General features: G+C 67.6%; 16 protein-coding genes. 13 read left to right on the top strand and 3 right to left on the bottom strand.

Annotated elements, in window-relative coordinates:
- Positions 1-16 precede the first annotated feature (16 nt).
- The 3 genes from IC535_RS13415 to IC535_RS13405 are packed head-to-tail and all read left to right on the top strand — an operon-like array spanning position 17 to position 1954.
- Complete coding sequence (locus tag IC535_RS13415; protein ID WP_228958689.1) at positions 17-772, top strand: type 1 glutamine amidotransferase domain-containing protein; 756 nt, start codon at positions 17-19, stop codon at positions 770-772.
- Between the two features lie 53 nt (positions 773-825).
- The gene (locus IC535_RS13410) at positions 826-993 is read left to right on the top strand and encodes a hypothetical protein (protein WP_228886445.1); all 168 of its coding nucleotides are present in this window, start codon (positions 826-828) and stop codon (positions 991-993) included.
- A gap of 55 nt (positions 994-1048) precedes the next feature.
- Complete coding sequence (locus tag IC535_RS13405) at positions 1049-1954, top strand: LysR family transcriptional regulator (protein ID WP_228886446.1); 906 nt, start codon at positions 1049-1051, stop codon at positions 1952-1954.
- Positions 1955-2212: 258 nt separating this feature from the next.
- Here the strand turns inward: IC535_RS13405 and IC535_RS13400 are convergent, their stop codons facing one another.
- A complete protein-coding gene (locus tag IC535_RS13400; RefSeq protein WP_228886447.1) occupies positions 2213-2599 on the bottom strand; it encodes an H-NS family nucleoid-associated regulatory protein in 387 nt (128 codons plus the stop codon).
- A 209-nt stretch (positions 2600-2808) separates the two neighbouring features.
- On the opposite strand from IC535_RS13400, the gene IC535_RS13395 reads away from it, so the two are divergent.
- The 7 genes from IC535_RS13395 to IC535_RS13365 all read left to right on the top strand — a co-directional run bounded on the left by IC535_RS13395 (position 2809) and on the right by IC535_RS13365 (position 14260).
- Positions 2809-6435 (top strand): ATP-binding protein, encoded by a 3627-nt coding sequence (locus IC535_RS13395; protein WP_228886448.1) that lies wholly within the window; start codon positions 2809-2811, stop codon positions 6433-6435.
- A 190-nt stretch (positions 6436-6625) separates the two neighbouring features.
- On the top strand, positions 6626-7414 hold the full coding sequence (locus tag IC535_RS13390; protein WP_228886449.1) for an EAL domain-containing protein: 789 nt from the start codon (positions 6626-6628) through the stop codon (positions 7412-7414).
- 270 nt (positions 7415-7684) lie between these two features.
- Positions 7685-8545 (top strand): CS1 fimbrial subunit B flags: Precursor, encoded by an 861-nt coding sequence (locus tag IC535_RS13385; protein WP_228886450.1) that lies wholly within the window; start codon positions 7685-7687, stop codon positions 8543-8545.
- Positions 8546-8617: 72 nt separating this feature from the next.
- Positions 8618-9121 (top strand): CS1 type fimbrial major subunit, encoded by a 504-nt coding sequence (locus IC535_RS13380; protein WP_228886451.1) that lies wholly within the window; start codon positions 8618-8620, stop codon positions 9119-9121.
- A 99-nt stretch (positions 9122-9220) separates the two neighbouring features.
- Positions 9221-11779 carry a TcfC E-set like domain-containing protein gene (locus tag IC535_RS13375; RefSeq protein ID WP_228886452.1) on the top strand — a complete coding sequence of 853 codons (2559 nt, stop codon included), beginning with the start codon at positions 9221-9223 and terminating at the stop codon, positions 11777-11779.
- Positions 11780-11862: 83 nt separating this feature from the next.
- Positions 11863-13065, top strand: a complete 1203-nt coding sequence (locus IC535_RS13370) for a hypothetical protein (protein WP_228886453.1) — start codon at positions 11863-11865, stop codon at positions 13063-13065.
- Between the two features lie 544 nt (positions 13066-13609).
- Positions 13610-14260: a response regulator gene (locus IC535_RS13365; RefSeq protein ID WP_228886454.1), complete on the top strand. Its 651-nt coding sequence runs from the start codon at positions 13610-13612 to the stop codon at positions 14258-14260.
- Positions 14261-14264: 4 nt separating this feature from the next.
- On the opposite strand, the gene IC535_RS13360 is transcribed toward IC535_RS13365, so the two are convergent.
- Positions 14265-14645 carry a hypothetical protein gene (locus IC535_RS13360; protein WP_228886455.1) on the bottom strand — a complete coding sequence of 127 codons (381 nt, stop codon included), beginning with the start codon at positions 14643-14645 and terminating at the stop codon, positions 14265-14267.
- A 120-nt stretch (positions 14646-14765) separates the two neighbouring features.
- Here IC535_RS13360 and IC535_RS13355 point away from each other — a divergent pair, with 120 nt between their 5' ends.
- Both IC535_RS13355 and IC535_RS13350 read left to right on the top strand, forming a co-directional pair.
- Complete coding sequence (locus IC535_RS13355) at positions 14766-18197, top strand: hybrid sensor histidine kinase/response regulator (RefSeq protein ID WP_228886456.1); 3432 nt, start codon at positions 14766-14768, stop codon at positions 18195-18197.
- Between the two features lie 51 nt (positions 18198-18248).
- Positions 18249-18707, top strand: a complete 459-nt coding sequence (locus tag IC535_RS13350; RefSeq protein WP_228886457.1) for a response regulator — start codon at positions 18249-18251, stop codon at positions 18705-18707.
- On the opposite strand, the gene IC535_RS13345 is transcribed toward IC535_RS13350, so the two are convergent.
- Entirely contained in the window at positions 18598-19734 is a 1137-nt protein-coding gene (locus IC535_RS13345; RefSeq protein WP_228886458.1) for a serine hydrolase domain-containing protein, read from the bottom strand. The genes IC535_RS13350 and IC535_RS13345 overlap by 110 nt on opposite strands.
- 453 nt (positions 19735-20187) lie before the next feature.
- Here IC535_RS13345 and IC535_RS13340 point away from each other — a divergent pair, with 453 nt between their 5' ends.
- Positions 20188-24381: an autotransporter outer membrane beta-barrel domain-containing protein gene (locus tag IC535_RS13340; RefSeq protein WP_228886459.1), complete on the top strand. Its 4194-nt coding sequence runs from the start codon at positions 20188-20190 to the stop codon at positions 24379-24381.
- The last annotated feature ends 301 nt before the right edge of the window (positions 24382-24682 follow it).

The following is a 24682-nucleotide window of genomic DNA, read 5'->3' as shown; positions in this document are numbered from 1 at the left end:
TTTGGAGGGCACAGCCATGCCAGCGTCTGACCTGAAAGTTGAAACCCGCATCGGCGTGAAGCGCAAGCCGCGCCGTATCCTGTCGATCGTCTCCAATACCGCCCAGCTGAAGGGCTTTGCGGTGGGCTTCTTTGGCGAAGAGATGACCCGCGCCTTCCTGATGTTCACAGAAGCCGGGCATCGGGTGGACCTGGTGTCTCCGGAAGGCGGCGAGGTCATGATCGACACGCACAGCGACCCGCGCACGCCCGGCGGCCCCTACGCCGACGACCTGGTCACCCTGGGCTTCGTCCATCATGCCGGGTTTGGCCCGCTGCTCGGGCAGACGCTGCCGATCAGTGCGGTGAACGTCGACGACTACGACGCGGTGTGGGTTGCCGGCGGGGGCGGGCCGCTGCTCACCTTCAAGGACGCCCCGGCGCTGCACGCGCTGATCGCCGACTTCTACGAGAAGGGCAAGATCGTCGCCTTGATCTGCCACGGCGCTTGCCTCCTGCTCTGGACGCGGCTGTCCGATGGCAGGTTGCTGGCCGAGGGCAAGACCTGGACCGGCTTCAGCGACGAGGAGGAGGACGAGGTCAACAAGACCTTTGGCATGACCCTGAACGACTACACCATCCAGGGCGAAGCCGCCCGGATCCAGGGCACCAGCTACCGCTGCCGGGGCGCGAACGAACCGTTCGCGATCCGCGATGGGCGCTTGATTACCGGGCAGCAGCAGTACAGCAGTGGGCTCACCGCCGAGCTGGTGCTCGATGCCCTGGACGAGTAGGGTCGTTGGGCATGGCGGATACCAGCATGGATAACGCGGGGGTTCTTTTTTGGGTGCCGGCCCCGCACCTGGCCGGGGTGCTGATGCTGCTGGCGTTGGCGCCGGTGGCATGGGTGGTGGATCTGCTGGTCATGGGCTGGCTGACCACCCCGGTGGTGCTGGTGGTGAGTTTCTGGGAGGGGCGCCTGCTGCGCGAGCGTCGCCGCAACGACAGCGGATGAGGTGTTTCCCGTAGGGCGGGTTCCCGGCGCGAGTGGGTTTTGTGGGAAAGGATGAATGGACAAACTCGATCAGTACCGCATCTTCGTCCAGGTTGCCGAGATGGGGAGTTTCATCAAGGCCGCCCATGCGCTGGACGTGCCGCGCGCATCGGTGTCGGCGGCGGTCCAGCAACTCGAATCGGCGATGGGCACGCGCCTGCTGCACCGAACGACGCGGCAGGTGCGGCCCACTGCCGATGGCGTGCAGTTGCTGGAACGGGTACGCCTGTTACTCTGCGATGCCGAAGACATCGAACAGCTGTTCCATGCCAGCCAACGCAGGGTTTCGGGGCGGCTCAACGTGGACGTGCCCAGCCGCATCGCGCGTCGGCTGATCGCCCCCGCGCTGCCGGGATTTCTGCGCCGCTATCCCGGCCTGCAGTTGGCACTGGGCTCGACCGACCGTGCGATCGACCTGGTCCACGAAGGGGTCGACTGCGCCGTGCGGATCGGCGCGCTGCATGACAGCAGTCTGGTCGCTCGTCCGCTGGGGCATATCGCCCTGATCAACTGCGCCAGCCCGGGCTACCTGCGTGAGCATGGCGTGCCGGCCGGGGCGGATGATCTGCTCCAGGGCCACCTGTCGGTGGGCTATGCCTCGCCTTCCACCGGGCGGGAGCTTCCCTGGGACTATGTTGTGTCGGGCCAGGAACGGCTGGTCGCCGTACCCAGCCAGGTGATCGTCAACAACGCCGAAAGCTACATCGCCTGCTGCGTGGCGGGGATGGGATTGATCCAGATTCCCCGGTTCGATGTCCAGCATCTGCTCGACCGGGGCGAACTTGTGGAAGTCATGCCGGGCTTTCGTGCCGCGCCCATGCAGGTGTCGCTTGTGTATCCCAGCCGCAGGCAGCGTTCGCGCCGGCTCAACGCCTTCATCGAGTGGTTCGAGGCCCTGCTGCGTCCCCACCTCGACCTGTGAGGCCGGGCCAGGCGGCGACGGGGTGGCCGGGGCCAATCATGGCCGGCTGCGGACGCAGCAACGATGGACGGGTTGGATCGTGCGATATCCACACCGCCGTCCATGCACGGCGACCGGTGGGTCTGTGAAGGCCAATCCCACGGCGCGAGCGGCCGTTGCCCACTTTCGGTTGCCGCGCAACCTGGGCAGGCCATCTTGCGGCCCTTCGGGCTCGCACTTGGGCGGTTGCTCGCCGCCGCAGTGCCAGCCGAGCTGGAATCAGCCCGGGTAAGCCGGAAAACGCTGGTCGGGGTGCCGCTTCTTCCATTCGGTGTGGGCCACGGTGCCTTCCCAGGCAAGGAATGCCTTGGGCGGGCGCCCGCGACCGGACCAGGTTTCGCCGCTGTAGGGCAGCCAGTAGCGCGGCGGCAGGTCTTGCTTGGCGGTGCTGCCCGGTTTGCCGCGCCTGGCCGGGCTGACGGCACCGGCCGGGGTCTCGCTGCCCAACGCCGCGCGGATCCGGCGCTGTTGTTCCGGGCTGAAATCGGCGTAGCTGGCGTTGAGCAACAGGGTGACGCGCCGATAGGCTTCCTGGGTCGCGGCGCGCAACAGCGCCTGCTCATCCATCCCGGATCCTGCCACCGCCGCTGCGAGCGTGGCTTTCATCTTTGCAACGGACCGGGCGGCAGACGGCTGGCGGGACATGGGATTCCAAGGAAAGAAAGGGGCAGGGTGAACGATAGCAAATGCGGGGCTGAAGCATCTTCAGCGCCGGCAGGGCTGGTTGCCGCTGGCATCTGCGTGCACACTGCACGGGCTCCCCCGCAGGGTGGGGCGCGGTGCCGTCCGCTTGATGCCCTGTGGGAGCTGCTTGCATGCGTACCTGGTTGCTCTGTTGCCTGATCGTGCTGGGCCTGGCCTGGCCGCCCGGGCACGTGGTCGCGGCACCGTCGGTCGGCGCCGCCGCATCCGCACCGGTGCTCACCGCCGCCCAGGGCCAATGGCTGCGCGCGCACCCGCGCATCACCGTGGGGGTCTACGAGAGTGGCTGGCCGCCGTTCGAGGAACTGCGCGATGGCCGTCCCGATGGGCTGGCATGGGATTACCTGCGGGCCAGCACGCAACGGCTGGGGGTGGCGCTGGACACCCGGGTATACCCGGACTGGCCCAGTGTGCTGGCCGCGGCCTGCCGCGGCGAGATCGATGTGGTGATGAACGTATCGCTGACCGCCGAGCGCACCCGCTGCCTGGTCTTCACCGACCCCTACAGCGAAGCCCCGCTGGCCCTGGCGGCGCGCCGTACCGATCCGCGCCCGTCCGACCGGCCCTACCTGCGCGGTCTGCGCGTGGTCATGGAGAAGGGCTTTGTCAGCACCCGTTCGGCGCGCGACCGCTACCCCTCGGCGACCCACCTGCTGGCCCCGGACACCATCAGCGCGCTGCGCATGGTCGCCGACCGCGAGGCCGACGTCTATATCGGCAACCCGTATGTGATCACCGCGCTGCTCAAGCGCGAGGGCATCGACAACGTCGAACTGGTGCGTCAGGGCGATCTGCCGTTGGAAACCCTGCATTTTGCGGTGCCCAACGCGCGCCAGCCGTTGGCCGAGGCGCTGGGCGTGGCGATGAACCAGGTGCCGGCGGCGCGGATGGCGCAGATCCGTACGAACTGGCTGCCGGCGCTGCAGTGGCGGCAGGGCCAGCAGGTGGTCAGCCTGCGGATGGGTGAGCAGCAGCTGCAGCAGCGCACCCTGCGCGTGGGCTTCGCGCCGGACTGGGCGCCGATTTCCTTCGTGGATGCAAACGGCCAGCCGGCCGGCCTGGCAGGCGAGTACCTGCGCCGGCTGCGCGCGGTCGGCCTGCGCCTGGAAATCGTGCCGGTGCGCGACTGGCAGGAGGTGCGCGACAAGATGGCCAGCGGCAAGATGGATCTGGTGATGGGGCTGCCGGCCGATCGCCATGTACCGGCCGATGGCTGGGCGCGCAGCAACCCGTTCCTGATCGTGGCCAACGTGATCGTCAACCGGCGTGGCAGCGCCACCGTGCTCCGCGCCGGCGACCTGGACGGCCAGCGCGTCTGCGTGTCCGACCCGGTCCGGTTGGGGCCGTGGCTGCGTGAGGAATCCCCGACCGCGATCATGGTGCCGGTGCGCAGCACCCGCGAAGGCGTGGCGCTGCTGGCCGCCGGCGGGGTGGATGCGTGCATCGGCAACCTGGCGGTGGTCGACAAGCTGCTGCAGGAGCGCTACCCGGGCCAGCTGCAGGTGGCCGCGCCGGCCGGCATCGACGATGTGCTGGTGCTGGGCGCCGCGCCGCGCGACGCCGCGGCGGTGGCGGTGTTCAACCGGGTGCTGGACAACATGTCCCTGCGCGAGCGCGAAGCCCTGCGCGGCGATTGGCTTGCCGTGCAGTATCGCTCCGGGGTGGACTGGAAGCAGGTGCTGACCTGGCTGCTGCCGATCCTCGGCGTGCTGCTGATCGTGGCCGCGGTGCATGGCATCGGCCACCTGCGCCTGCGCCGCGAAGTGGCCGAACGCCGCCGTGTCGAACAGCGCCTGGCCGGGGTCACCGGCAACGTGCCGGCGGTGGTCTACCAGCTTGCCCGCGCTGCGGATGGCGGCCTGTCCTTCCCCTTCATCGCCGGCGACATGCTGGCCCTGTTCGGCATCAGCGCCGAACTGGGCATGCACAACGAGCGCGATGTGCTGGCCCGGATTCACCCCGATGATCAATCTGCGGTGTTGGCCGCCGCCGATCGGGCCGCACTGGACCATGCGCCGTTCGTGGTCGAGTTTCGCGCGCAGTCGCTGCAGGGCTGGCGCTGGGTACGCTCCTGCGGCAAGCCGCATGCCGATGTGGATGGCCGCCAGCTATGGAGCGGCTACTGGATCGACATCACCGAAGCCCATGCGCAGTCGCAGGCGCTGGTCGCCGCCAAGGCCACCGCCGAACGCGCCGCCGAAGCCAAGGCCGAATTCCTGGCCACCATGAGCCATGAAATCCGCACCCCCATGAGCGGCGTGCTGGGCATGCTCGAAGTGCTCGCCCACACCCCGCTGGACACCGAACAGCAGCGCGTGCTGGGGATCGTGGAAGAATCCGCCGACCTGCTGCGGCAACTGCTCAACGACATTCTGGACGTGTCCAAGATGGAGGCCGGGGCCATGCACCTGGAGCCGACCGAAGTGGACCTGCGCCACATCATCGACAACGTGCAGCAGTTGTTCTCGGCCCAGGCCACCGACAAGGGCCTGCAGCTCGGCAGCCAGGTGCAGGAGACGGTTGCGCCGCTGCACCACGCCGACGGCCTGCGCCTGCGCCAGATCCTGTTCAACCTGCTCAGCAACGCGCTCAAGTTCACCGATCGCGGCAGCGTGTCCATCCAGTTGGCGCTGGTGGAGCAGGATCCGACCCATCAGGTGCTGTGCCTGGCCGTACAGGACAGCGGTATCGGCATCCCGCTGGAAAACCAGGCCGGCCTGTTCCAGCCCTTCGCCCAGGCCGAAACCTCCACCAGCCGTCGCTATGGCGGCACCGGGCTGGGCCTGAGCATCTGCCAGCGCCTGGTCGACCTGATGGGCGGCCAGCTGCGCATGCACAGCGCGCCCGGGCAGGGCACCCGGGTGGAACTGCGGCTGCGGCTGCCGTATGTGCTGGCCGAGCCGGCGCCGGTCGCGGTGCCGGCGGCCGGGCCGGGCAGTGCCGCGGCCGCCATCGACTGGCGCGGTGGCCGGGTGCTGGTGGTCGAAGACCATCCCACCAACCAGGGCCTGATGCGCTGGCGTCTGCAGCAGCTTGGGGTCGAGCACGACATGGTCGAGGAAGGCCGTGCCGCGCTGGAGGCCATGGACGCCCAGCATTACGACCTGGTCATCACCGATTGCCGCATGCCCGGCATGGACGGCTATGCGCTCACCCGTGAGATCCGCCGCCGCGAACAGGCCGGAGGCCGCGCGCGGCTGCCGGTGATCGCGCTGACCGCCAGCGCCATGCAGGCCGATATCGAACGCTGCCATGCCGCCGGCATGGACGATGTGCTGACCAAGCCGGTAGCGCTGGCCGTGCTGCGCGCGCTGCTGCTCCAGCACCTGCATCCGGCCGCCGATGCCGCCGACGCTGGTGCCGGGCACTGGCCGGCACCGCCCGCTGTCGCCGCACCGGTCGCCGCAGCCGCCGACCCGCAGCTGCAGGCACTGATCCAGCGCTTCGGCTCGGCCGACGTGGTCCGGCAACTGGTGCAGGCGTTGCGCGGCAGCACGGTCAAGGACCTGACCGACCTGGTCGCCGCCGAAGCCGATGGCAACCAAGTGGCGGTGCAGGACCTGCTGCATCGGGTGATCAGCGGTCTGGCGGTGGTGGGAGCCGAGCCGCTGATCGCGCAGATCCGCGCGCTGATGCAGGCGATCGACCTGCACGGGGTGCAAGCCAACAGCGCCGCACTGGCTGCGGTGCGCAGCACCACCAGCGCCTATCTGGCCCAGTTGCCCCGCTACGAGCGGTGACGGACCCGCGGCGTCTGGCCGCAATTTCGTATTTCTTGCATTCCCATCCGCGCCGGCTTCTTCCAGGCTGACGTGCGCGAACCCACCCGCGCAGATCGCGTATCGTCCGGCCGCCGCTCCGCGCCGGTCGCCTGATCCGCCCTTTCCCGTCACGCCCCGGCTGACGGTCATCCGCACGGGGGAGACCGTGATGCAGCACCAGCTTGGGGAAGCGTTCGGTAATGGCCAGCTGCGGGTCTGCTACGACCCGATCCTGGATCTGGGCTCGGGCCGCATCTGCGCCGCGCAGGCGCAGCTGTGCTGGCAGCATCCGTGTGATGGGGTAATCGGCCACGCTCATATCCAGCAACTGGCGCAGCACGCCCAGCTGTCCACCCGGCTGGACCAGTGGTGGCTGGATGCCACCTGCCGCCAGCTCAGCCTGTGGCAGCAGCGCGCCCACCACGACTGGCAGCTGTCGCTGCCGGTCTCCAGCGCGCAGCTGTGCCGGCCGCAGTTTGTCAGCCAGGTCGAACACAGCCTGTCCACCCATGCAGTGGCCCCGACCGACCTGCGCATCGCGGTGGACGAGGCGCAACTACGACCGGATTTCAGCGCCGCCCGCCGCGCACTGCAGCGGCTGTCCGGGCTGGGCGTGGGGGTGGTGCTGGGTGCGTTCCGCTTCGGCTACGCCACCCTGCCGCAGCTGCAATCGCTGCCGTTGCAGGAACTGGGCATCTGCCCGTCGCTGATCGCCGGCATTGAATACGACCCGCACTGCCGCGCGGTGGTGAGCAGCATCACCAGCCTGGCCAGGGCGCTCACCCTGAAGGTGCTGGCCAGCGGGGTCTCCACCGCGACCCAGCAGGCCTGGCTGGCAGAAACCGGCATCGATGCGATCCAGGGCCGGATGGTAGGCAGCGCCGGATGCGCGGCCGAGCTCAGCCGGCTGGCGCGCGAGCAGGCCCGGCAGCAGTGGTGTTTCTACCAGCGCTCGTAAAAGGCGGGCCCGACCCATGGTCGGATATAATGCGCAAATGGCGGGTCCGAAATGGTGGGGCCGCCCCATGGTCGAACATCGCGGTGCCGGTACCGAACGAATCCGATCGCCGGCCGGACCCCCCCCGCAAAACAAGGCCGTCGCGAGCACTCGCGGCGGCCTTTTGCGTGTGGCGGTACTATGCCATTGCAGCGGCTGGACTCGAACCTTCAGTGACGGCCGAGCTTTGCAATTAGTGCTATATCGATGGCGCCGGGGCGTCGATATCTTGTGGGCCTGTTCTTCAGCCCCCACCCGGCGCTGCGCACCTGCTGCAGTCGTCCACCGCTTCGCCTGTTGCCCACGTTGTTGGCCGGCAGCGTGGCGCGCTACTGGATCTCTTTGATGCGATCACTCCTGCTGATGCCAGCGCTGCTGGCGGTCATGGCGACCGCGCACGCGTCGTCCCCGAACATCAACGTCGGGGCGATGTACGAATACCTGGAACCCGGCCGCAGCACCCTGCTCAAGCGGGTGCGCAACAGTGGCGATGCCACCGCCTTCGTGCGGGTGGAAATCACTGAAGTGGTCTATGACGAAGATGGACGGCCACGTGAACTGCCGAAGCAGGACGAAGCGGCTGGACACACCGTCCCCAGCCTGGTGGCCAGCCCGGCGCGGATGATCGTGCCGGCGCAGGGCCAGCAGGCCACCCGCCTGCTGTACCAGCGGTCGCGCGAGCAGGAGCGCTACTACCGACTACGTTTCGTGCCGGTGCAGCCCAAGACCGCAGATGAGTTCGGCTTGGATGAGACGCAGGCTGCCGCGTACCGGCAGCAGCTCAGTGCCGGGGTGAAGGTGCTGACCGGCTATGGCGTGTTCGTGATCGTGCATCCGGCGGCGGCCCGCTACCAGGTCCGCCGCGAAACCCTGGCCGATGCCGATGTGCTGCACAACGACGGCAACAGCACGGTGATTCTGCAAGACCTCCGCCAGTGCACCGGCAGCGGCACGGCCGAGCAGTGCTCGCCGGCACGTACGATCCATCTGCTGCCCGGTAGCCAGCGGCGCTTCGAGCGCCTGGCGGGCCAGCACCATCGTCTTGAAATCGTCGAAGGGGAGCAACGTCGCAGCATCGCCTTTGGTCTTTAGGTTCCAGCTGGAACCAACACCCTGGCCGATCCGAACCTCAAGGTCGGCTGTCACTTCAATGGAGCAACAACCATGTCGATTAATCGTACCGGTCTGGCCCTGGCCGCGGTCCTGATGTTCAGCCCGGCCGCCGCGATGGCTGAGGAATTCCCGCTGCAGGTGTCCGTGGAGGCCTTCGTGCCCTCGCCGAACGGGTTGCAGGTGAGTCCGGTGGGGGACTGGGCGGGTATCACCCAGAACATGTTCTGGGATATCGCAACCCAGAAGCTCAAGCCGATCCAGCAGCAGGTGGACCTGAAGAGTGGCCTTGGCGCGATCAACGCCTATCTGACCGCCGACGCGAACCTGACCAGCGCCGCCAACACCATCAAGATGACCGTGTCGGTCGCAGGCAAGCCGCTGGCGCTTGGCTCGGCGGCCGCAGTGGAAGTGGCCACCGCCAACGAAGCTGCCAACAGCAAGCGTGCCGCTGTTGAAATCGTCGCCGCCGCCGCGCCGAACACTGGTTATGCGCAGGGCAACTACCAGGGCAACGTCTTCATGATGTTTGAAAGCGCCGCCCCGACGACCCCGTAAGCGCAACCCAAAAGTTGCCATGTGTTCCGGGCGCGCACTGCAGCCCGCTGACGGGGGAGCGCCCGCGCGCGCTCCCCCGGCCTGTCTGTGAGGTTATCGATGTCGCTGCGACTCCGTCCCCTGGCGTTGGCCGCCAGCCTGTATTGCTGCGCGCCATGGGCGCTGGCCGCACCCGCCGCCTGGGACAGCGTGAATCTTCTGCAGCAGGCCGATGACCTGCCCGAAGACTTCCAGGCGCATTTCTTCGACGTGCCGCTGGTGGTGCGGGTGGAGCGCGATGGTCAGTATCTGGGCGATGCACGGGCGGTGCTGAGCCGCGACAACCGGGTGCAGCTGCTGGATTTCAGCGACAGTGCCGACAGTGCTCTGCCCGATCGCGAACGTGAGCGCTGGCTGCATGCGCTGGCCGAGCCGCAGCCGCTGGGCGAGTGCGCCGGGCAGTGTGCGCCCGGGCTGCAGCGCCTGCACTACAGCCTGGAGAGTTCGCTGCTGTCGCTGGCCACCAGCGAGGGCCAACGCACCCCCGCGGACCAGCGTTACCTGCAGCTGCCCGACGCCGGCAGCCGTGGCCTGATCCTGCGCCACCAGCTCAATGCCTATGCCGGGCAGGGTTTCAATACGGCCGGCCGCTACGCGCTGGATGCGCAGGGCAGCCTGGGCCATTGGTCTACCGTGGCCAGCTACCAGCTGGACCGCAGCAGCGAACAAGGCGCCGTACTGCGCCATTCGGTGCAAAGCCTGTATGCACAGCGCGAACTGCGCGACCATTTTCTGCGGGTGGGGTACTTTCTGCCCAATTTCCAGGGCGTAACCCGGCAGCCACGTGCGCCCAATTCGCCCAATTACACCAGCCTGGGGCTGATGGCCGGCAGCTCGGATATCCTGCTGGCCGACAGCAGCGCGCCCAGCGTGTACCCGGTGTATGTCACCGCCAACCGCGAAGGCATGCTGGAGGTCTACCGCGATGGCAGTCTGATTTTGACCCAGGCACTGCAGCCGGGCCTGCAACGGGTGGATACCCGGCGTCTGCCCGGCGGCATCTACGAGGTGGAGCTGCGGGTGGTCGAGGATGGCCGCGAGACCTCGCGCGAGCGCAGCCTGATCCACAAGCCCGGCAACTGGGCCAACCCGGAACGGCGCTGGCGCTACAGTGTGTTCGCCGGTTACCAGAGCAGCCTGTTCGACAGTTTCCACGACCCCGAGCGCGGCCGTGGCGCCTTCGGTGGCATCGTCAATTACCTGGCCCACCCGCGTGCGATTGTCGGGCTGTCGGTGCAGCAGGTTGGTCGCCAACAGGCCGTTGGTACCTCGCTGGACTGGCAGGTGCATGATCGTTTCAATCTGTATACCAACGCCTACCGCGCCAGCGGCGCCGACAGCGGCGATGGCAGCGGGCTGGATGTGCAGGGTATCTGGCGCTATGCCCGCGGCACCGTGGTGGCCTCGCACAGCCGCAGCTGGCAGGAGCGCCGGCGCGAGGATGAGGACTACTACCCGGGACGCTGGGCAGAGGCGGAACGGCCGCAGTTCCCCACCCGCTCGGGCTGGCTGCGCAACAGTGCGCTGGCGCTGAACCATCGGGTGGGCAACAGCGGCCATCTTTCGGCGCGGGTATCGCACAGCCAGGGCGTCAGCAGCGGGGTCGGGCTGGATCTGTCGTTCAACCGCCGCCAGCGCCTGTTCGGCAGCGACGCCAACTGGCGCGCGTCGGTATTCGACCGCCCGGCCAACGCCAGTTCCGGCCAGCGCCGCAACCGTGGCGTCGATTTCACCCTGAGCTTGGCGTTGGGCCAGGCGCAGCGCCGTTACAGCGCCAACCTGGGCACCCGCACCGGCCGCACCGGCGGCCGCGATCTGTATGCCGGCGGCGGCGTGCAGCAGAGTTTCGAGGACGGGCTGGTGCGCAGCATCGGTGCCCAGGCCAGCGTCGACCGCGAAGGGGTGGGCGTGGGCAGCAGCCTGCAGTTCGAGCACCCGGCATTGCGTGGCGATCTTCAGGCGCAGCGCAGCTCGGCCGGTGGCCAGCTCAGCGGCAGCGTGAATCTGGAAAGCACCATGGCCATCGGCGGCGGTCATCTGGCGCTGGCCGGCGGCCAGCTCGGCAGTGGCGCCGGCACCGGCATGATCGTGGATCTGGCCAGCGATCTGCCCGGGCTGAAACTGGGCGCGCATGACAGCCGTGGTGGCAGTTATACGCTGCGGCCGGGCCGCAATTTCGTGCCGGTGGCGGCTTATCGCAGCGGTCAGCTGCAACTGGATTTCGTCGGCCGCGAGGCGCCGGCCGCCAGTATCCAGCCGGCCGCGCTGGGCTATCACCTCAACAAGGGCGGGGTGGCCTACCAGCAGGTGAGCGTGCAGCGCACCCTGACCGTGATGGGCCATCTGCGCGATGCGCAGGACCGGCCGCTGGCCGGGGCGCAGGTGATCAACCACACCAGCCGCAGCGTAAGCGAGGCCAGCGGCTTCTTCACCCTGGAAATGAGCGCCAGCCAGCCCACGCTGGAAGTGCGCCACCCCAGCGTGGGCGAGTGCCGGCTGAGCCTGCTGGCCGGCGAGCACCCCAGCGAGGATGACGTGGTGATGCTGGGCACCCTGCGCTGCCCGTTGCCTGCCGCGCCGCTGGCAGTGGGGCTGCTGAATGATGGGGTGGGGCGATGAAGGCTGCCACTGTCGCCGCTGTGCGCCGGCGCTGTCCCATGCGGCGCCGATTGCGTTGCTTTCTTTGCTCTGCGGGTTTTCTCATGACGATGCAATTCACTGCAACCCTGCGCCTGGCGCTGCTGGCCCTGGTCTTGCCGTTGCTGTGGCCGGCGGTGGCGGAGGCGGCCGACATCCATGTCAGCGCCGAGTTTGTGCCCAACGCGCATGATCCCAACAAGCGGACATTTGACAACACTACGCCGTGGTCCGGGTTGTGCAGCCACCCGGTGCACAATGCAAGCTGCGTCGCGCGTGGGGTGTGGGGTATCGATACGGCCATTCGCGGTACCAAGACCACCCGTGGCACGGGAAACCGCAACGATTTTTATTTCGGAATGCCTGGCGCGCGCAGGATTACGGTGACCGATGCGGCGGGAAATAACGTTGACATGGTCGTACGCATCGTCGGGATGGGGTACCGGATTGCTGCCTACAACGGCAGCGAGGGAATCGAGTTGGCCAACTGCACTGTTGTTCTGACCAATTTCGGCAGCGCAGCCGATAGCGCGATGCGCCTGTTTCATCGCAACGACGACAGTGAGGGGGCGTCAGCCTGTTGGTCCGGCGCCGTGAACAACCGAGATGATCGGACAATCCACGAGCTGGATATCGTCTACGAGCTGGAGACGCCCAACCCACTGGCAATGGAGGTCGGTATCTACACCGGCAGCACCACCTACAGTATTGGCGGTGCCGGCATGGATATCGATCTGGGCGATGGTGTCAGCCTGGATGACGACACCTTGACCATGCATTTCACCCTGGAAGTTAAGCATGCGTTCCGGTTGACGTTCCCGCCCGGCAGTGATCGCGTCATCCTTTCGCCGCGCGGTGGCTGGAGCCAGTGGGCCGATCATGGCCGCGCGCCCAGCTCGTTGGAGCAGCAGTTGCCGTTCAATCTGGACACCTCGGCACCATTCAGTGTGTCGCTGCAATGCGAGATCGCCTTGGCCGACGGCCGTTGCGGGCTGCGCAACCGCAGCACGGCCGGCGCCGAGGACGTGCCGCTGGAGGTGACCCTGACCATGCCGGGGGTGCGTGACCAGACGCTGGGGCGCGATGCGGTGGACTACCCGCTGACGGTGGGCATGGCCGCGCCGAAGTTCACGGTGGAAAGCTATGTGCTGCAGCGACCGTCACGCATCGGGTTTGCGGTGCGCGGCGAGGCGGTGCGGCAGATGCTGGACCATCCGGGCAGCCATTACCAGGGGGTGGTGACCTTGTTGTTCGATGCGGATCTGTAGTGAAGCGCTGAATCCATGCCCAGCTGCTACTCCGGTAAAGGAGACAGCGGTTGAGGGACTGTCATGTGCGGCGGCCAGGCCGCGTGCGCTATCGATGAATTTCGTAATTGTGCTATGGATTGGCCATGCTCCCGCTGTGACTATGCCGGTCAAATCCGCTCGGTGTCGCTGTTGCATTGCCTCGCTCAGTGTCGGCTCAGTGAGTCTGGGCATCGCAGTCGGGAATCGTCCCGGTTGCTTGATGAAAAGGGCTATGCATGTCTGGACCAGCGGGTCCGCACAGAAGCGTTTGAAGGCAACTTGATCCGTCCACCCTTGCCATGGCCTGAAATCAAGCGCTGCTGCACTTTTTCTGTTTGGAACAAACGCGTTAACGTTTGAGGTGGCGCTGGCAGCGTTGCTGACCTCAGACTGCACGATGGCGCGCCGCGGAGCTCAAGTTGGTGCGTTTCCCGGAACTCAGATGACGGGACGTTTTTCCCCTGCCGGACCCCTGCGCGACTGCGGGGACGTGCATTTGGAGCCTGAGTCTAAGGAGCGCCCTGTGCCGCTGCACATCATCGTTGCCGATGATCATCCTGTGACCCGCATCGGGGTCCGTACCTTTCTCACCAATGCCGCTATCGGCAGCGTGCTCGCTGAGGTTGGCGATGTCACCGCACTGGTCGACGCGCTGGACCGGCATTGCTGCGATGTACTGGTCACCGAACTGTTCATGCCTGGCAAAGGGCTGCCGGAAGGCGTACGCATGCTGCCGTTTCTGCGCAAGCGCTATCCCCAGTTGCCGATCGTGGTGATGACCGCATCGCAGAACCTGGGCTTGCTGCGATTTGCCGAGCGGTGCGGGGTGCGTAGCCTGCTCAGCAAGTCCGACTCGGTAACGGAACTGCCCGCGGCGATCCGCAGCGCGTTGTGCGGAAAGACCTACCTGGGCAGTTCGTTGCGGGCGCGCAGCCATTTTTTCGATCCCGGCAGAGATTGGCCACGGCCCAGCGTGCCGTTGTCGGCGTGTGAATCGCGCGTGGTGCTGCAGTGGGCCAGCGGCCTGTCCTTGTCGAAGATCGCCCAGTTTCAGCGCCGTCGGCTCAATACCGTCAGCCGGCAGAAATTGGTGGCGATGAACAAGTTGTGTGTAAACAATGAAATGGAGCTGATCGAGGTGCTGCGCAGCGGTCTGCTGGATTGGGTTGAGTAGACGGTCATGGGTCTGGTAACGTAAGGTCGATCACCTCCTTCGATGTGCGTTTCCCGTCGGGAAGCAAGCGGTACCCATGCCATTGGGAGGCTGGGCGCAACGGACCGCGCATGGCCGCGTGCCAATTGCGCAGGTCAAGGAGTTGCCGTCCAGTTTCAGCGGTTCCAGCCATTTCGGCGTGACCGGGCGCGGCGCGATCCCACTGGCGGACGGGCGCGGCGCGATGCGCAATCGCAGCTTCTGCGCTCAGCCGCCGGAAGGCGGTGGCGATGCAGAAGCTGTCGGTGGACAGCGATGTGGAGCTGATGGAACTGCTGCGCAACGGCTTGGTGGCGGGCTGCGCCGAGTCTTCCTCGGCGATCGCCACGGCTACTTCAATCGACACCCCTACGGGTAATGCATGATTCCGATAGTTTGCAACTATTTGTATATCCCGCCCGGAGCCCGGCCGATATCGTGCCTGCCCTGATCATCCGCCCGTGCCGTGCTGGCATCGGCCCTTCCCATGCCCCTATCCCACGCAGCCGTCGCCCAGCTCAACGACCTGCGCCAGCACCAGCGCCGGCTGCTGTTCGGTGCCGGTGCCCTGATCACGCTGCTGCTGCTGGCCACCATGCTGGCCAGCCTGTTGGCCGATGCGCGCGATGTGCATCTGCGTCACCAGCGCGAGTTCCACCTGGCCAAGGAAGCGGTCGACTACTACCTGGGTCGGCGCGACCGCGCCTACGCCTCGGCGATCAATGCGCATGACGCGCTGTGGACCACCCAACGGCCGGCGCTGGTGCAGCGCGGTCGGGCGCTGGCCCGCCGGTTCATCCGGCAGGGCGAACAGCTGGTGGTTACCGCGGAAGGAAAGAATGCCTTGCCGTGGCTGGTCCTGGGCCGGCACACCGAAACCATGGACCCCGCGCTGCTGGCCGCCTACCTGGGCATGCTGCACGAGTATTCGGCGTTCACCGCCACCACGGTGACCGCGGTCCAGTCCGGCCCGGAACTGTTCATGTATGCCTACGAGCCGGCCGGGCGCCTGTTCGCGGTCACCGGGGTGGCCAGCGAGGCCGAGCTGCTGCAGCGTCTGCAGGTGTCCACCCGGGCCCAGGCCCTGCAGATACTGATATCGCACGACTACCGGGTGGCGGGCATCCATCCTTGCCGTGGGCCGATCCAGTATCCGGATGAAGAGGGGCGGCTGCGCAATTTCGTCGACCTCAATCCAGTCACCCACCAGCCCGCCCTGGTCGGCATCCAGACCCAGGCCAGCGAGGGCGATGCGTATTTCCGGCGGGTCACCTTCGATTCGCTGGAGCGGATCCAGCAACGCATGACGGCATCGACCAAGGGCGCGTTCCTGGTCATCGATCGCAAGGGCCGCACGCTGATGAGCAGCGGCAAGACGCCTGCGGCCGCCGCGGCGCTGCAGCGCATGATTCCCGCTGCGCTGCCCGCCGACGGACAGCCGCTGCACCTGCGCGCTGGCGGCACCTTCATGGACGCCAGCCAGCTGCAGGGCATCGACTGGCGGCTGCTGCACTTCTATACCTGGGAAGAACTGCTGGCGGTGAATGGCTGGAAGGTGTGGTTGAAGGCAGCGGCCACGCTGTCGATGAGCGCCATCCTGTGGACGGTGCTGCTGCTGCTGGACCGGCGCGTGTTCACTCCGGCGCTGCTGAACACCGCGCGGGTCTACGAAAGCCAGGCGCTGAGCCGCATCATCATCGATACCACCCCGATCGGCCTGTGCCTGCTGGATGCGGCCGATGCCAGTGCGCTGGCCGAGAACGCGGTGGCGGGTTCGCTGGCTGCGCCGGTGGCCGATGCATCCATCCCGCTGTATGCGCAACTGGTGGCGCAGGTGCGCGGCAAGGCCGGGCAGGGCCAGCAGGTACTGCACTGGGTGCACCAGGGCATGCGGCTGGAAGTGAGCATGGCCCCGGCCACCTACCGCGGCCGGGCCGTGTGGGTCTGCGCGCTGCACGATGTGACCACCCAGCACGAGCTGCAGCGCAGCCTGCAGCAGGCGCGGGTGGATTCGGAACACGCGCGGCTGCAGGCCGAATCGGCCAGCCGTGCCAAGAGCGTGTTCGTGGCCACCATGAGCCATGAAATCCGCACCCCGCTCAATGGCGTACTCGGCCACCTTGAGCTGTTGTCGCGTTCGCAGATGTGCAGTGCTCAGCAGGAACACGTCAACCGGATCCAGCTGTCGGCCAACCTGCTCATGGGCACCATCAGCGATGTACTGGATTTTTCCCGCATCGAGGCCGGTCAGCTGGACATCGACCCGACCCCGTTCGCGCTGCGCGGCCTGGTCGAACAGGTGGCGCTGCTGTACGCGCCCGTCGCCCAGCGCAAGGGCATCGAACTGTTGTACCGCATCGATCCGTCACTGCACACCGACTATGTGGCCGATGCGCATCGGATCGGTCAGGTCCTCAACAACCTGGTCAGCAACGCGATCAAGTTCACCGAACATGGCCGGGTGGTGATCAGCATCCTGGCCGCGCGCTCCGCTGCAGACCCGCGCCAACGCCTGCGCTTCAAGGTGGAAGACTCGGGCATCGGGATCACCGAGGCGCAGCTGCAGCGCCTGTTCGAACCATTCCTGCAGGCCGATTCCAGCATTTCGCGGCGCTATGGCGGCAGCGGCCTGGGCCTGGCGTTGTGCCAGCAACTGGCCGGCCTGCTCGGCGGGCGGGTCGAGGCCGTCAGCATGCTGGGCCATGGCAGCGTGTTCACGCTCGAGGTGCCGGTCGAGCCGGTGCCGGCAGCGCAGCCGCGCGCACAGCCGCTGGCCGCGATCAGCGTCACCCTGCTGTCGGCACGGGCCGAATGGCGGGATGAGTTCGGTGGTCTGCTGTCGGCGCTGGGGGCCAATGTGCGGGTGATCGACACCCCGGCGGCATGGCCGGCCGGCGCGCAGGCCGAACTGCTGCTGGTCTGCGGCGCGCGCGAAGGTTGGAGCGAGGCGGAAGAAGCACCATTGCGGCAGGTCCACGCACGCGTGCTGCGGGCGCTTCCCGGCGGGCCGCTGGTGGCCAGGCAGGGAGACGGCGAAGTGCTGCTTTCCTGCTATGCCAGCGACGCGCTGGTGGCCGCGATCGGTCGACGCGGCCTGCCCATGCCGGCGCCGGCTGCGCGCTCGACGGCGCCGGCGTCTGGCATGCCGATGTCGGCTGGAGGCCGCATCCTGTTGGCCGAGGACAATCCGGTCAATCGCGAGTTGATCCAGTGGCAGCTGGAGGAACTGGGCTACCGCGTGGACGCGGCGCCGGGAGCGATGGAGGCGCTCGCGCAGTGGTGCCCGGGCACCCACGTGGCGGTGCTGACCGACATCAACATGCCTGGCATGAACGGCTATGACCTGGCGCTGGCGTTGCAGCAACGCGGGCAGACGCCCCCGATCCTGGCCATCACCGCCTCGGCGCTGCCCGCCGACCGCGAACGTTGCCGGGCCGCCGGCATCAGCGAACTGCTGCTCAAGCCGGTCGGGCTGGACGTGCTGGAGGCGACGCTGGCCCGCCACCTCGTGTCGTCGCAACGGCCACTGGAGGCGCCATCGGCCGGCGCCGGCGACGACGCGCGCGATCGACAGCGCCGTTCGAAAATGCGGGAACTGTTCGTGAGCACCACCGCCGAGGATATCGCCGGCATCACCGAAGCACTTGCCCGGCAGGACGCGGCCGAGTTGATCGGCCGCCTGCATTCGCTGGCCGGAGCGCTGCTGATGATGGCTGAACGCGACACCGCACAGGTCTGCGTCGGTTTGGAGCAGGCGCTGCTGCAGCAGCCTGCACCGGTGCCGCACGCGGCGATCGAGGCGCTGCTGCGGACCCTGGAAAGCTTGCTGGAACGCTATGCGTGCCGGTCCGGCGGCGGCCCAGCGCAGCCGGATTGCAAGCCGTTGAATATCGATCCGGCACGCCGGCGCGCACCATGACCGCTGCCTGCCCGCGCGGCGGTCGGCACCCCCGAACTTTGGAGCACAACGATGACCGATAGCCTTGAAAACCTGCGTCGCCCGCTGCGGGTGATGCTGCTGGATGACCACCCGCTGGTCCGCTTTGGCCTGGAGGGCCTGTTGAACGATGATCCGGCTACCTGCGTGGTGGGTTCCTTTGGCACCAGCCAGGAACTGCTGGACGCGCTGGCCGGCAACCCGACCGCGGCCGATGTGGTGCTGGCCGACTACGTGCTCGCCGCGCACGATCGCAGCTGCCGGCAGCTGCTGGGCGAACTGGGCCGCGCATATCCGGCGCTGCCGGTGGTGGTGTTCTCCTCGCGCTGCAACGACGCCACCGTGGCGGAGGCGCGGCAGGCCGGCGCGCGTGGCTACCTGTTCAAGGGCGAGCGCATGGCCGCGATGGTGCAGACCCTGGTCCAGCTCTGCGGCACCGCTGTGGACGCGTCTGCAGCGGCAGCCGTAGCAGGCGCAGCACCAGCGCCATGATCGCCTCGGCCTGCGGCAGCGCCCGTGCGGGCTCGGGCGCGGTCGCGGTGCTGACCACGGCAATGCCGTGCGCCGGCGCCCACAGCGCGAACTGCCCGCCGTAGCCCCAGCCCCAGACCAGCCGCTGGCGATCCAGGCGGCCGCTGAACCACAGGTAGCCGTAACCGATGTCGTGCAGACCGGGCAGCTGCCATTGCGCAGTGCCGCGCGAGCGCGTGCTGGCCCGCACCCAGCGCGCCGGCAGGATCGGTGCAGTCCCCCAGCGGCCCTCACGGGCCATCATCCAGACCAGCTTGAGCAGGTCGCGGGAGCGCAGCGCCAGCCCGGCATAACTCATCGGTTGGCCCAGCGCATCGCGCTGCCAGTGCCAGTGCCCGATGCCCAGCGGCGCGAACAGCTCACGCGCGGCCAGTGCCTCAAGGTCCAGGCCCTCGGCTTCGGCCAGGATCGGTGAGAGCAGGCCGATCACCGGGTCGTTGTAGCTCCACTGCCCGGCTGCGCCCGGCTCGGCCACCTGCGCCAGGGCCATCGCGATCGGGTCGGGCGAGGCCATCAGCGCATCGTATTGGGCCAGCCAGTCGTAGCGTAGCCCGCTGCGTGCATTGAGCAGCTGCTCCAGGTGCAGCTGCGCGGCCGGGCAGGGCGCCACGCAAGCGCGGGCGCGTGGCAGCAGCTGCGCCACGCGGGCCGACAGCCCGGGCAGGCTGCCGCGGCGCAGGGCCAGCCCGACCAGCATCGAAGTCACACTTTTGGTGATCGAGTTGACCGGTTGCAGGTCCTCGGCCTGCGCGCCGTGGTAGTAGCGCTCGCCCAGCACCTTGCCACCGGCTGCCAGCAGCAGGCTGCGCAGTCCGTCGATGGCCTGGCCATCGGCCAGCACCGCGTCGATGGCCGATGACGCCGGCGCGTTGGCGTCGGCCAGGCCGGCGCGGTCGGCAGTGCTGCCGGCCTTCACCGGCACGGGCAGCGACTGCGCCAGCCAGCCTGCTGCCGTGCCGGCCAGCAGACGGCGTCGAAGCGTATCCATGGCGTATCTCCGTTCAATGCGCGTGCCCGGTGCTCAGCGCGGCAGCTGGCCGCTGCTGGCGTGTCGGGCCGGCAGGACGGGTGAGATGGTCAGCAATCCACTCCTCATGGCAGGGTTCCAGACCTTTTTCATGATGCGCGCTCGGCAGTTCAGCAGTGCAGTGGCGACGCTGCGCGTGTCGGGAGCGGTGGTCAATACAACAAGTACGAAAGCCCGGCAGCAGGTTGGAACGGCGCTTGGGCGTGGTTGCACGGTCTGTATACAGAGCACTACCGCACATGAATAGCGTGATCTGTTCCGCAAGTTTTGAAACTAATTGCATAGGACTGGGTTGAATACGTCCGTAGTTTGCGACTGCCGACACACATTGGCCGGCGCAAATGCCAGGGATTGACCTCCAGCAGCAGGGAGGCGGCCGGGCCAGGTCCTTCTCCCTTCTGTGATGAGATTCCCATGAACCAGGTAACCCGCAACACGCTCTCCCGCCATACCCTGTCGCTTGCGATCGGCGGCATCCTTACGCTGTCGGCATCGGCCACCTTCGCGGCCGATGCCGACCGCCAGGTTGCCGATGGGACCGTGGTCACCGTGCCGGCCGGCAGCATCGAGACCGATGGCGACTATGCGCATGCGCTGGAAGCGATCAACGGCGGCACGATCATCGCCACCGCTACCGACCTGGTCACCCAGGGCTATCGCGCGGAAGGCATCTTCGCCGACGGCGCCGGCAGCGCGGTCAGCTTGGATGGCGGCTCGATCGGCGTTGACGGCGTCGATGCCAGCGGTGGCCTGGCCCGTAATGGCGGCGCATTGAACATAGACGGTACCGCCATCACCGTGTCCGGCAATGTCGTGCATGGCATGGCGGCCTTCAGCGGCGGTCAGGTCACGGTGCGCAACAGCACCATCGACGCCAGCGGCCGCACCGCCCATGGCGTGGACGCCCGCGACGCCGGCAGCCACCTGCAGATCAGCGACAGCGCCATCCACATGACCGGCGACAACGCCTCGGGCATGTTCGTCGATGCCGGTGGGCTGATCAGCGCCGAGCGCGTGGCCGTCCAGACCGAGGGCAACAGCAGCAACGGCGTGCTGCTCGGCAACGGTACCCTGCAGATGCGTGATTCCAGCATCCACACCGATGGCGACTATGGATCCGGCGTGTTGGCCACGACCGGTGCGCTTGCCGACCTCAGCAACACTACGGTCACCACCACCGGCAACTTCAATTACGGCCTGTATTCCGGAGGCAGCAGCACGATCAACGCCAGCGGCGTCGATATCAGTACCAGTGGCACCAGCGCGATCGGCGTGCTGGCCAACGGCACTGACGGCATAGTTGCCTTCAACGGCGGCAGCATCCAGACCACCGGCACCAGCAGTGACGGTGCGCGGGTCAGCAATGGCGGTCACCTGCAGCTCGGACGCGATGCCAGCGGCAACGGCACGCTGATCCAGGTCAGCGGCGACAACGCCCGCGGCGCGTGGGTCGACGCAGGCACGGCCCGTATCGACGGCGCCAGCATCCAGATCGATGGCGGCCGCGGCACCGGCATCGTCGGCGCGGCCGGCGTGGTCACCTCGCATGGCGGCGACGCGCTGGTCACCAATACCACCATCACCACCACCGGCTACTGGGGCGATGGCGTCGATGTCGAGGGCGATTCCTCGATGACCGTGCTCGACAGCAGCATCCACACCACCGGCGACGACGCCAAGGGTGCGGTGGCCTACGACGACAACGCCTCCCTGGTGCTGGACAACGTCAGCATCCGCACCGACGGCGCCACCGCGCGTGGCGTGGTCGCCAGCGGGCTGGCCACGAACGTGGCCATGCGCGGCGGCAGCATCACCACCACCGGCGCCGGCAGCAAGGGCGCGCAGGCGGTCTCCGCTGCTGCCCTGCAGCTGAGCCAGCTCAGCATCGATGCCTCCGGCACCGGTGTGCAGGCGGCCGATGCCAGCCGGGTCGATATGTCCGATGTCAGCGTGCTGACCCACGAGGGGTATGCACACGGCGTCGAGGCGACCGGCAGCGATGCGCGGGTGACCGGCAGCAACGTGCGCTCCACTACCGAGGGCGAACATGCCTATGGCCTGCGCGCCAACAATGGCGGCCAGGTCGATCTGGATCAGGTGACCATCGCTACCGGCGGCGTGTATGCGCATGGCGTGGTCGCCGATACCGTCGGCTCTTCCTTGAAGGTCGGTCATGCTGAGATCAGCACCGCCAGCGACGTATCCATGGGCGCTCGCGCGGTCGACGGCGGTCTGGTCGAGCTCAGCGCCGCGCGTCTGACCACCCGCGGCAACGGCGCCTATGGCCTGGAGGCGATGGGCGGTGGTTCTGTGCTGCGGGCCGACAACGTGTCGGTGGAAACCTTCGGCACCACCTTCGGCGGCACCACCGCCTCGGCCGTGGTGGCCGAGTGGGGTGGCCAGCTGGACATCAGCAACGCCAACCTCACCACCCATGGCGTTTCCTCGATCGGCCTGCTGTCGCAGGTTGGCGGCAGCCTGGGCGATCCGGACACGGTGCTCAACGCCAATCAGGTACAGGTGCTGACCAATGGCGAGAACGCCTTCGGCGCGATGGCCTGCGCGCTGGTGGTGGGTGCCGGCGATGCCTGTGCCAGCCCGACCCATTCGGGCATGGCCAGCGACGGCGCGCGTGCGCTGCTCAACATCACCGACAGCAGCCTCCACACCACCGGTACCGGCAGCCATGGCCTGTATGCCTATGGTCCTGCCGGCGCGGCCCTGACCGCCAGCGGCAGCCAGGTACTGACCACCGGCAATGGCGCGCATGGCGCGGTGGCCGAGTTCGGTGCCGAGCTGCAATTGATCGATTCGCAGGTGCGCGCCGAAGGCGCCGGTGCGGTCGGCGCCGACGTGATCGGCAGCACCCTGGGCATGGCCGGCGGCACGCTGTACAGCGGGCACGACAGTGCCATCCGCAGCGAAGGTGGCGACATCACGCTGACCGCCGCGGCCCAGGTCGGCGCCGGCAACGGCACGTTCCTGGAGCAGGTCGGCGATGACGCCAGCCTGGTGCGCATGCAGGACCGCGCCGTTGCGGTCGGCGATATCGTGTTCGGCAGCGGCGCCAGCACCGCGGCCACCACCCTGCAGCTGTCCGGCGATTCGGCCTGGGTCGGCAAGACCAGTGGCGTGCTCGAAGACCTGTCCATCGCCAGCGGCGCACGCTGGCAGATGACCGGCGATTCGCAGGTGGGCCGGCTCAGCCTGGATCACGGCATCGTTGCCTTCGACGCGCCCGCCACCGGCGACTTCAAGACCCTGACCGTCAACGGCGACTTCACCGCCAACAACGGCCTGCTGCTGATGAACACCGCGCTGGGCGATGACCATTCGGCCACCGACAAGCTGCATGTGCTGGGCAATACCTCCGGTACTGCGGCCGTGGCGGTCAACAACGTGGGCGGTCTGGGCGGTGAAACCCAGGACGGCATCCAGATCATCCAGGTCGATGGTCGCTCCGATGCCCGCTTCGACCTGGCCGGGCGTGCAGTCGGCGGGATGTACGAATACTTCCTGTACCAGGGCGGCAAGACCGACCCGAACGATGGCGACTGGTACCTGCGTTCGGAACTGGACAGCGCCACCGATCCGGCGCCGCAGCCGTGCCTGACCGATCCGGCCGCGCCGGGCTGCGGCGGCGGCATCATCAAGCCGGTGCTGCGTCCGGAGGCGGGCGCCTACCTGGCCAACCAGGCCGCGGCGGTGGGCATGTTCCAGCACGCGATGCATGACCGTCTGGGCGAGCCGAACCTGGTCGAGCGCCTGCGCCGGGACGACGTGCGTGGCAGCAGTTGGGCGCGTATCGAAGGTGGCCAGACCCAGCAGCGCACCGGCTTGGACCAGCTGGATGTCCGCAGCGACCGTTCCATGCTGCAGATCGGCACCGACCTGGCGCGCTGGGGCGAGCAGGGCCGTGGCCAGGTGGGCGTGATGATGGCGGCCGGCAAGAGCAGCAGCAGCGTGCTGTCCAACGCCACCGGCTACCAGGCGCAGGGCCGTGTCGATGGCACCGCGCTGGGCATCTACGGCAACTGGTTCGCCCATCCCGCGCAGGGCACCGGCCTGTACGTGGACAGCTGGGTGCAGGCGGGCGACTACCGCCAGCGCGTGCAGGGCCAGGCGCTGGCCGAAGAGCGCCTGCGGGCGCGCAGCCTGACCGGCTCGGTGGAAGCCGGCTACGCCTGGCTGGCGCGCAGCAGCGAGCGCTCGCGCTTGCTGGTCGAGCCGCAGCTGCAGCTCACCTATACCGACTACCGCAGCGACGACCATGCCGAAGCCAACGGCACCCGCATCGAGACCGCGCTGGCCGGCGGTCTCACCACCCGCCTGGGCGTGCGGGCGTATGGGCATGCCAACGTGGACAGCGGCAACCGGGTGCAGCCGTTCGTCACCGCCAACTGGTACCACCAGCAGCGCGGCAATGCGGTCAGCTTCAACGGCGATGCCATCAACGGCGCCGCGCCGCAGGATCGCTACGAGCTCAAGGCCGGCGCGCAGTTGCAGTTGGGCGGCAAGTGGACCGGCTGGGGCCAGCTGGGTGTGCAGCGTGGCGATGGCAGTTTCCGTGACGTGGCCGCGCAGCTGGGCCTGAAGCGGGCCTGGTAAGCACCCGCGGGAACCGGGGCCGGCGTGGAGGATTCCACGCCGGCCTTGTGTTGTGTGTCGCAGATGGCCCACGAACGTTGATACGCACGGTCGAAGCGACCTCCGCGTAGCGAAATTGGTATGTCGCGGTGCCGCAATTCGATATGACAAAGGTGGTGCGCACCTCAGTTGCAATGTGCGATCCATCCCACCGTATTGTTAACCCGCGAATCAACTTGAGAATCGTGTCACGGCATAACTTTTTTCTATCAACCTCCCTGATTGCTGCCGTCTGAACAGGACTACGTTCACCGCTCCTTAA

The organism is Stenotrophomonas rhizophila (assembly GCF_020857975.1).
GTDB classification, from domain to species: domain Bacteria; phylum Pseudomonadota; class Gammaproteobacteria; order Xanthomonadales; family Xanthomonadaceae; genus Stenotrophomonas; species Stenotrophomonas rhizophila_C.
The sequence above is the reverse complement of the archived record's forward strand: the minus strand, read 5'-3'. Positions and strand labels throughout refer to the sequence as shown.

Coding starts and splice junctions, on each gene's coding strand:
- IC535_RS13395 (WP_228886448.1), top strand. CDS start 2,809: ATGCGTACCTGGTTGCTCTGTTGCCTGATCGTGCTGGGCCTGGCCTGG.
- IC535_RS13350 (WP_228886457.1), top strand. CDS start 18,249: ATGACCGATAGCCTTGAAAACCTGCGTCGCCCGCTGCGGGTGATGCTG.
- IC535_RS13340 (WP_228886459.1), top strand. CDS start 20,188: ATGAACCAGGTAACCCGCAACACGCTCTCCCGCCATACCCTGTCGCTT.
- IC535_RS13345 (WP_228886458.1), bottom strand. CDS start 19,734: ATGGATACGCTTCGACGCCGTCTGCTGGCCGGCACGGCAGCAGGCTGG.
- IC535_RS13390 (WP_228886449.1), top strand. CDS start 6,626: ATGCAGCACCAGCTTGGGGAAGCGTTCGGTAATGGCCAGCTGCGGGTC.
- IC535_RS13380 (WP_228886451.1), top strand. CDS start 8,618: ATGTCGATTAATCGTACCGGTCTGGCCCTGGCCGCGGTCCTGATGTTC.
- IC535_RS13375 (WP_228886452.1), top strand. CDS start 9,221: ATGTCGCTGCGACTCCGTCCCCTGGCGTTGGCCGCCAGCCTGTATTGC.
- IC535_RS13370 (WP_228886453.1), top strand. CDS start 11,863: ATGACGATGCAATTCACTGCAACCCTGCGCCTGGCGCTGCTGGCCCTG.
- IC535_RS13355 (WP_228886456.1), top strand. CDS start 14,766: ATGCCCCTATCCCACGCAGCCGTCGCCCAGCTCAACGACCTGCGCCAG.
- IC535_RS13415 (WP_228958689.1), top strand. CDS start 17: ATGCCAGCGTCTGACCTGAAAGTTGAAACCCGCATCGGCGTGAAGCGC.
- IC535_RS13405 (WP_228886446.1), top strand. CDS start 1,049: ATGGACAAACTCGATCAGTACCGCATCTTCGTCCAGGTTGCCGAGATG.
- IC535_RS13400 (WP_228886447.1), bottom strand. CDS start 2,599: ATGAAAGCCACGCTCGCAGCGGCGGTGGCAGGATCCGGGATGGATGAG.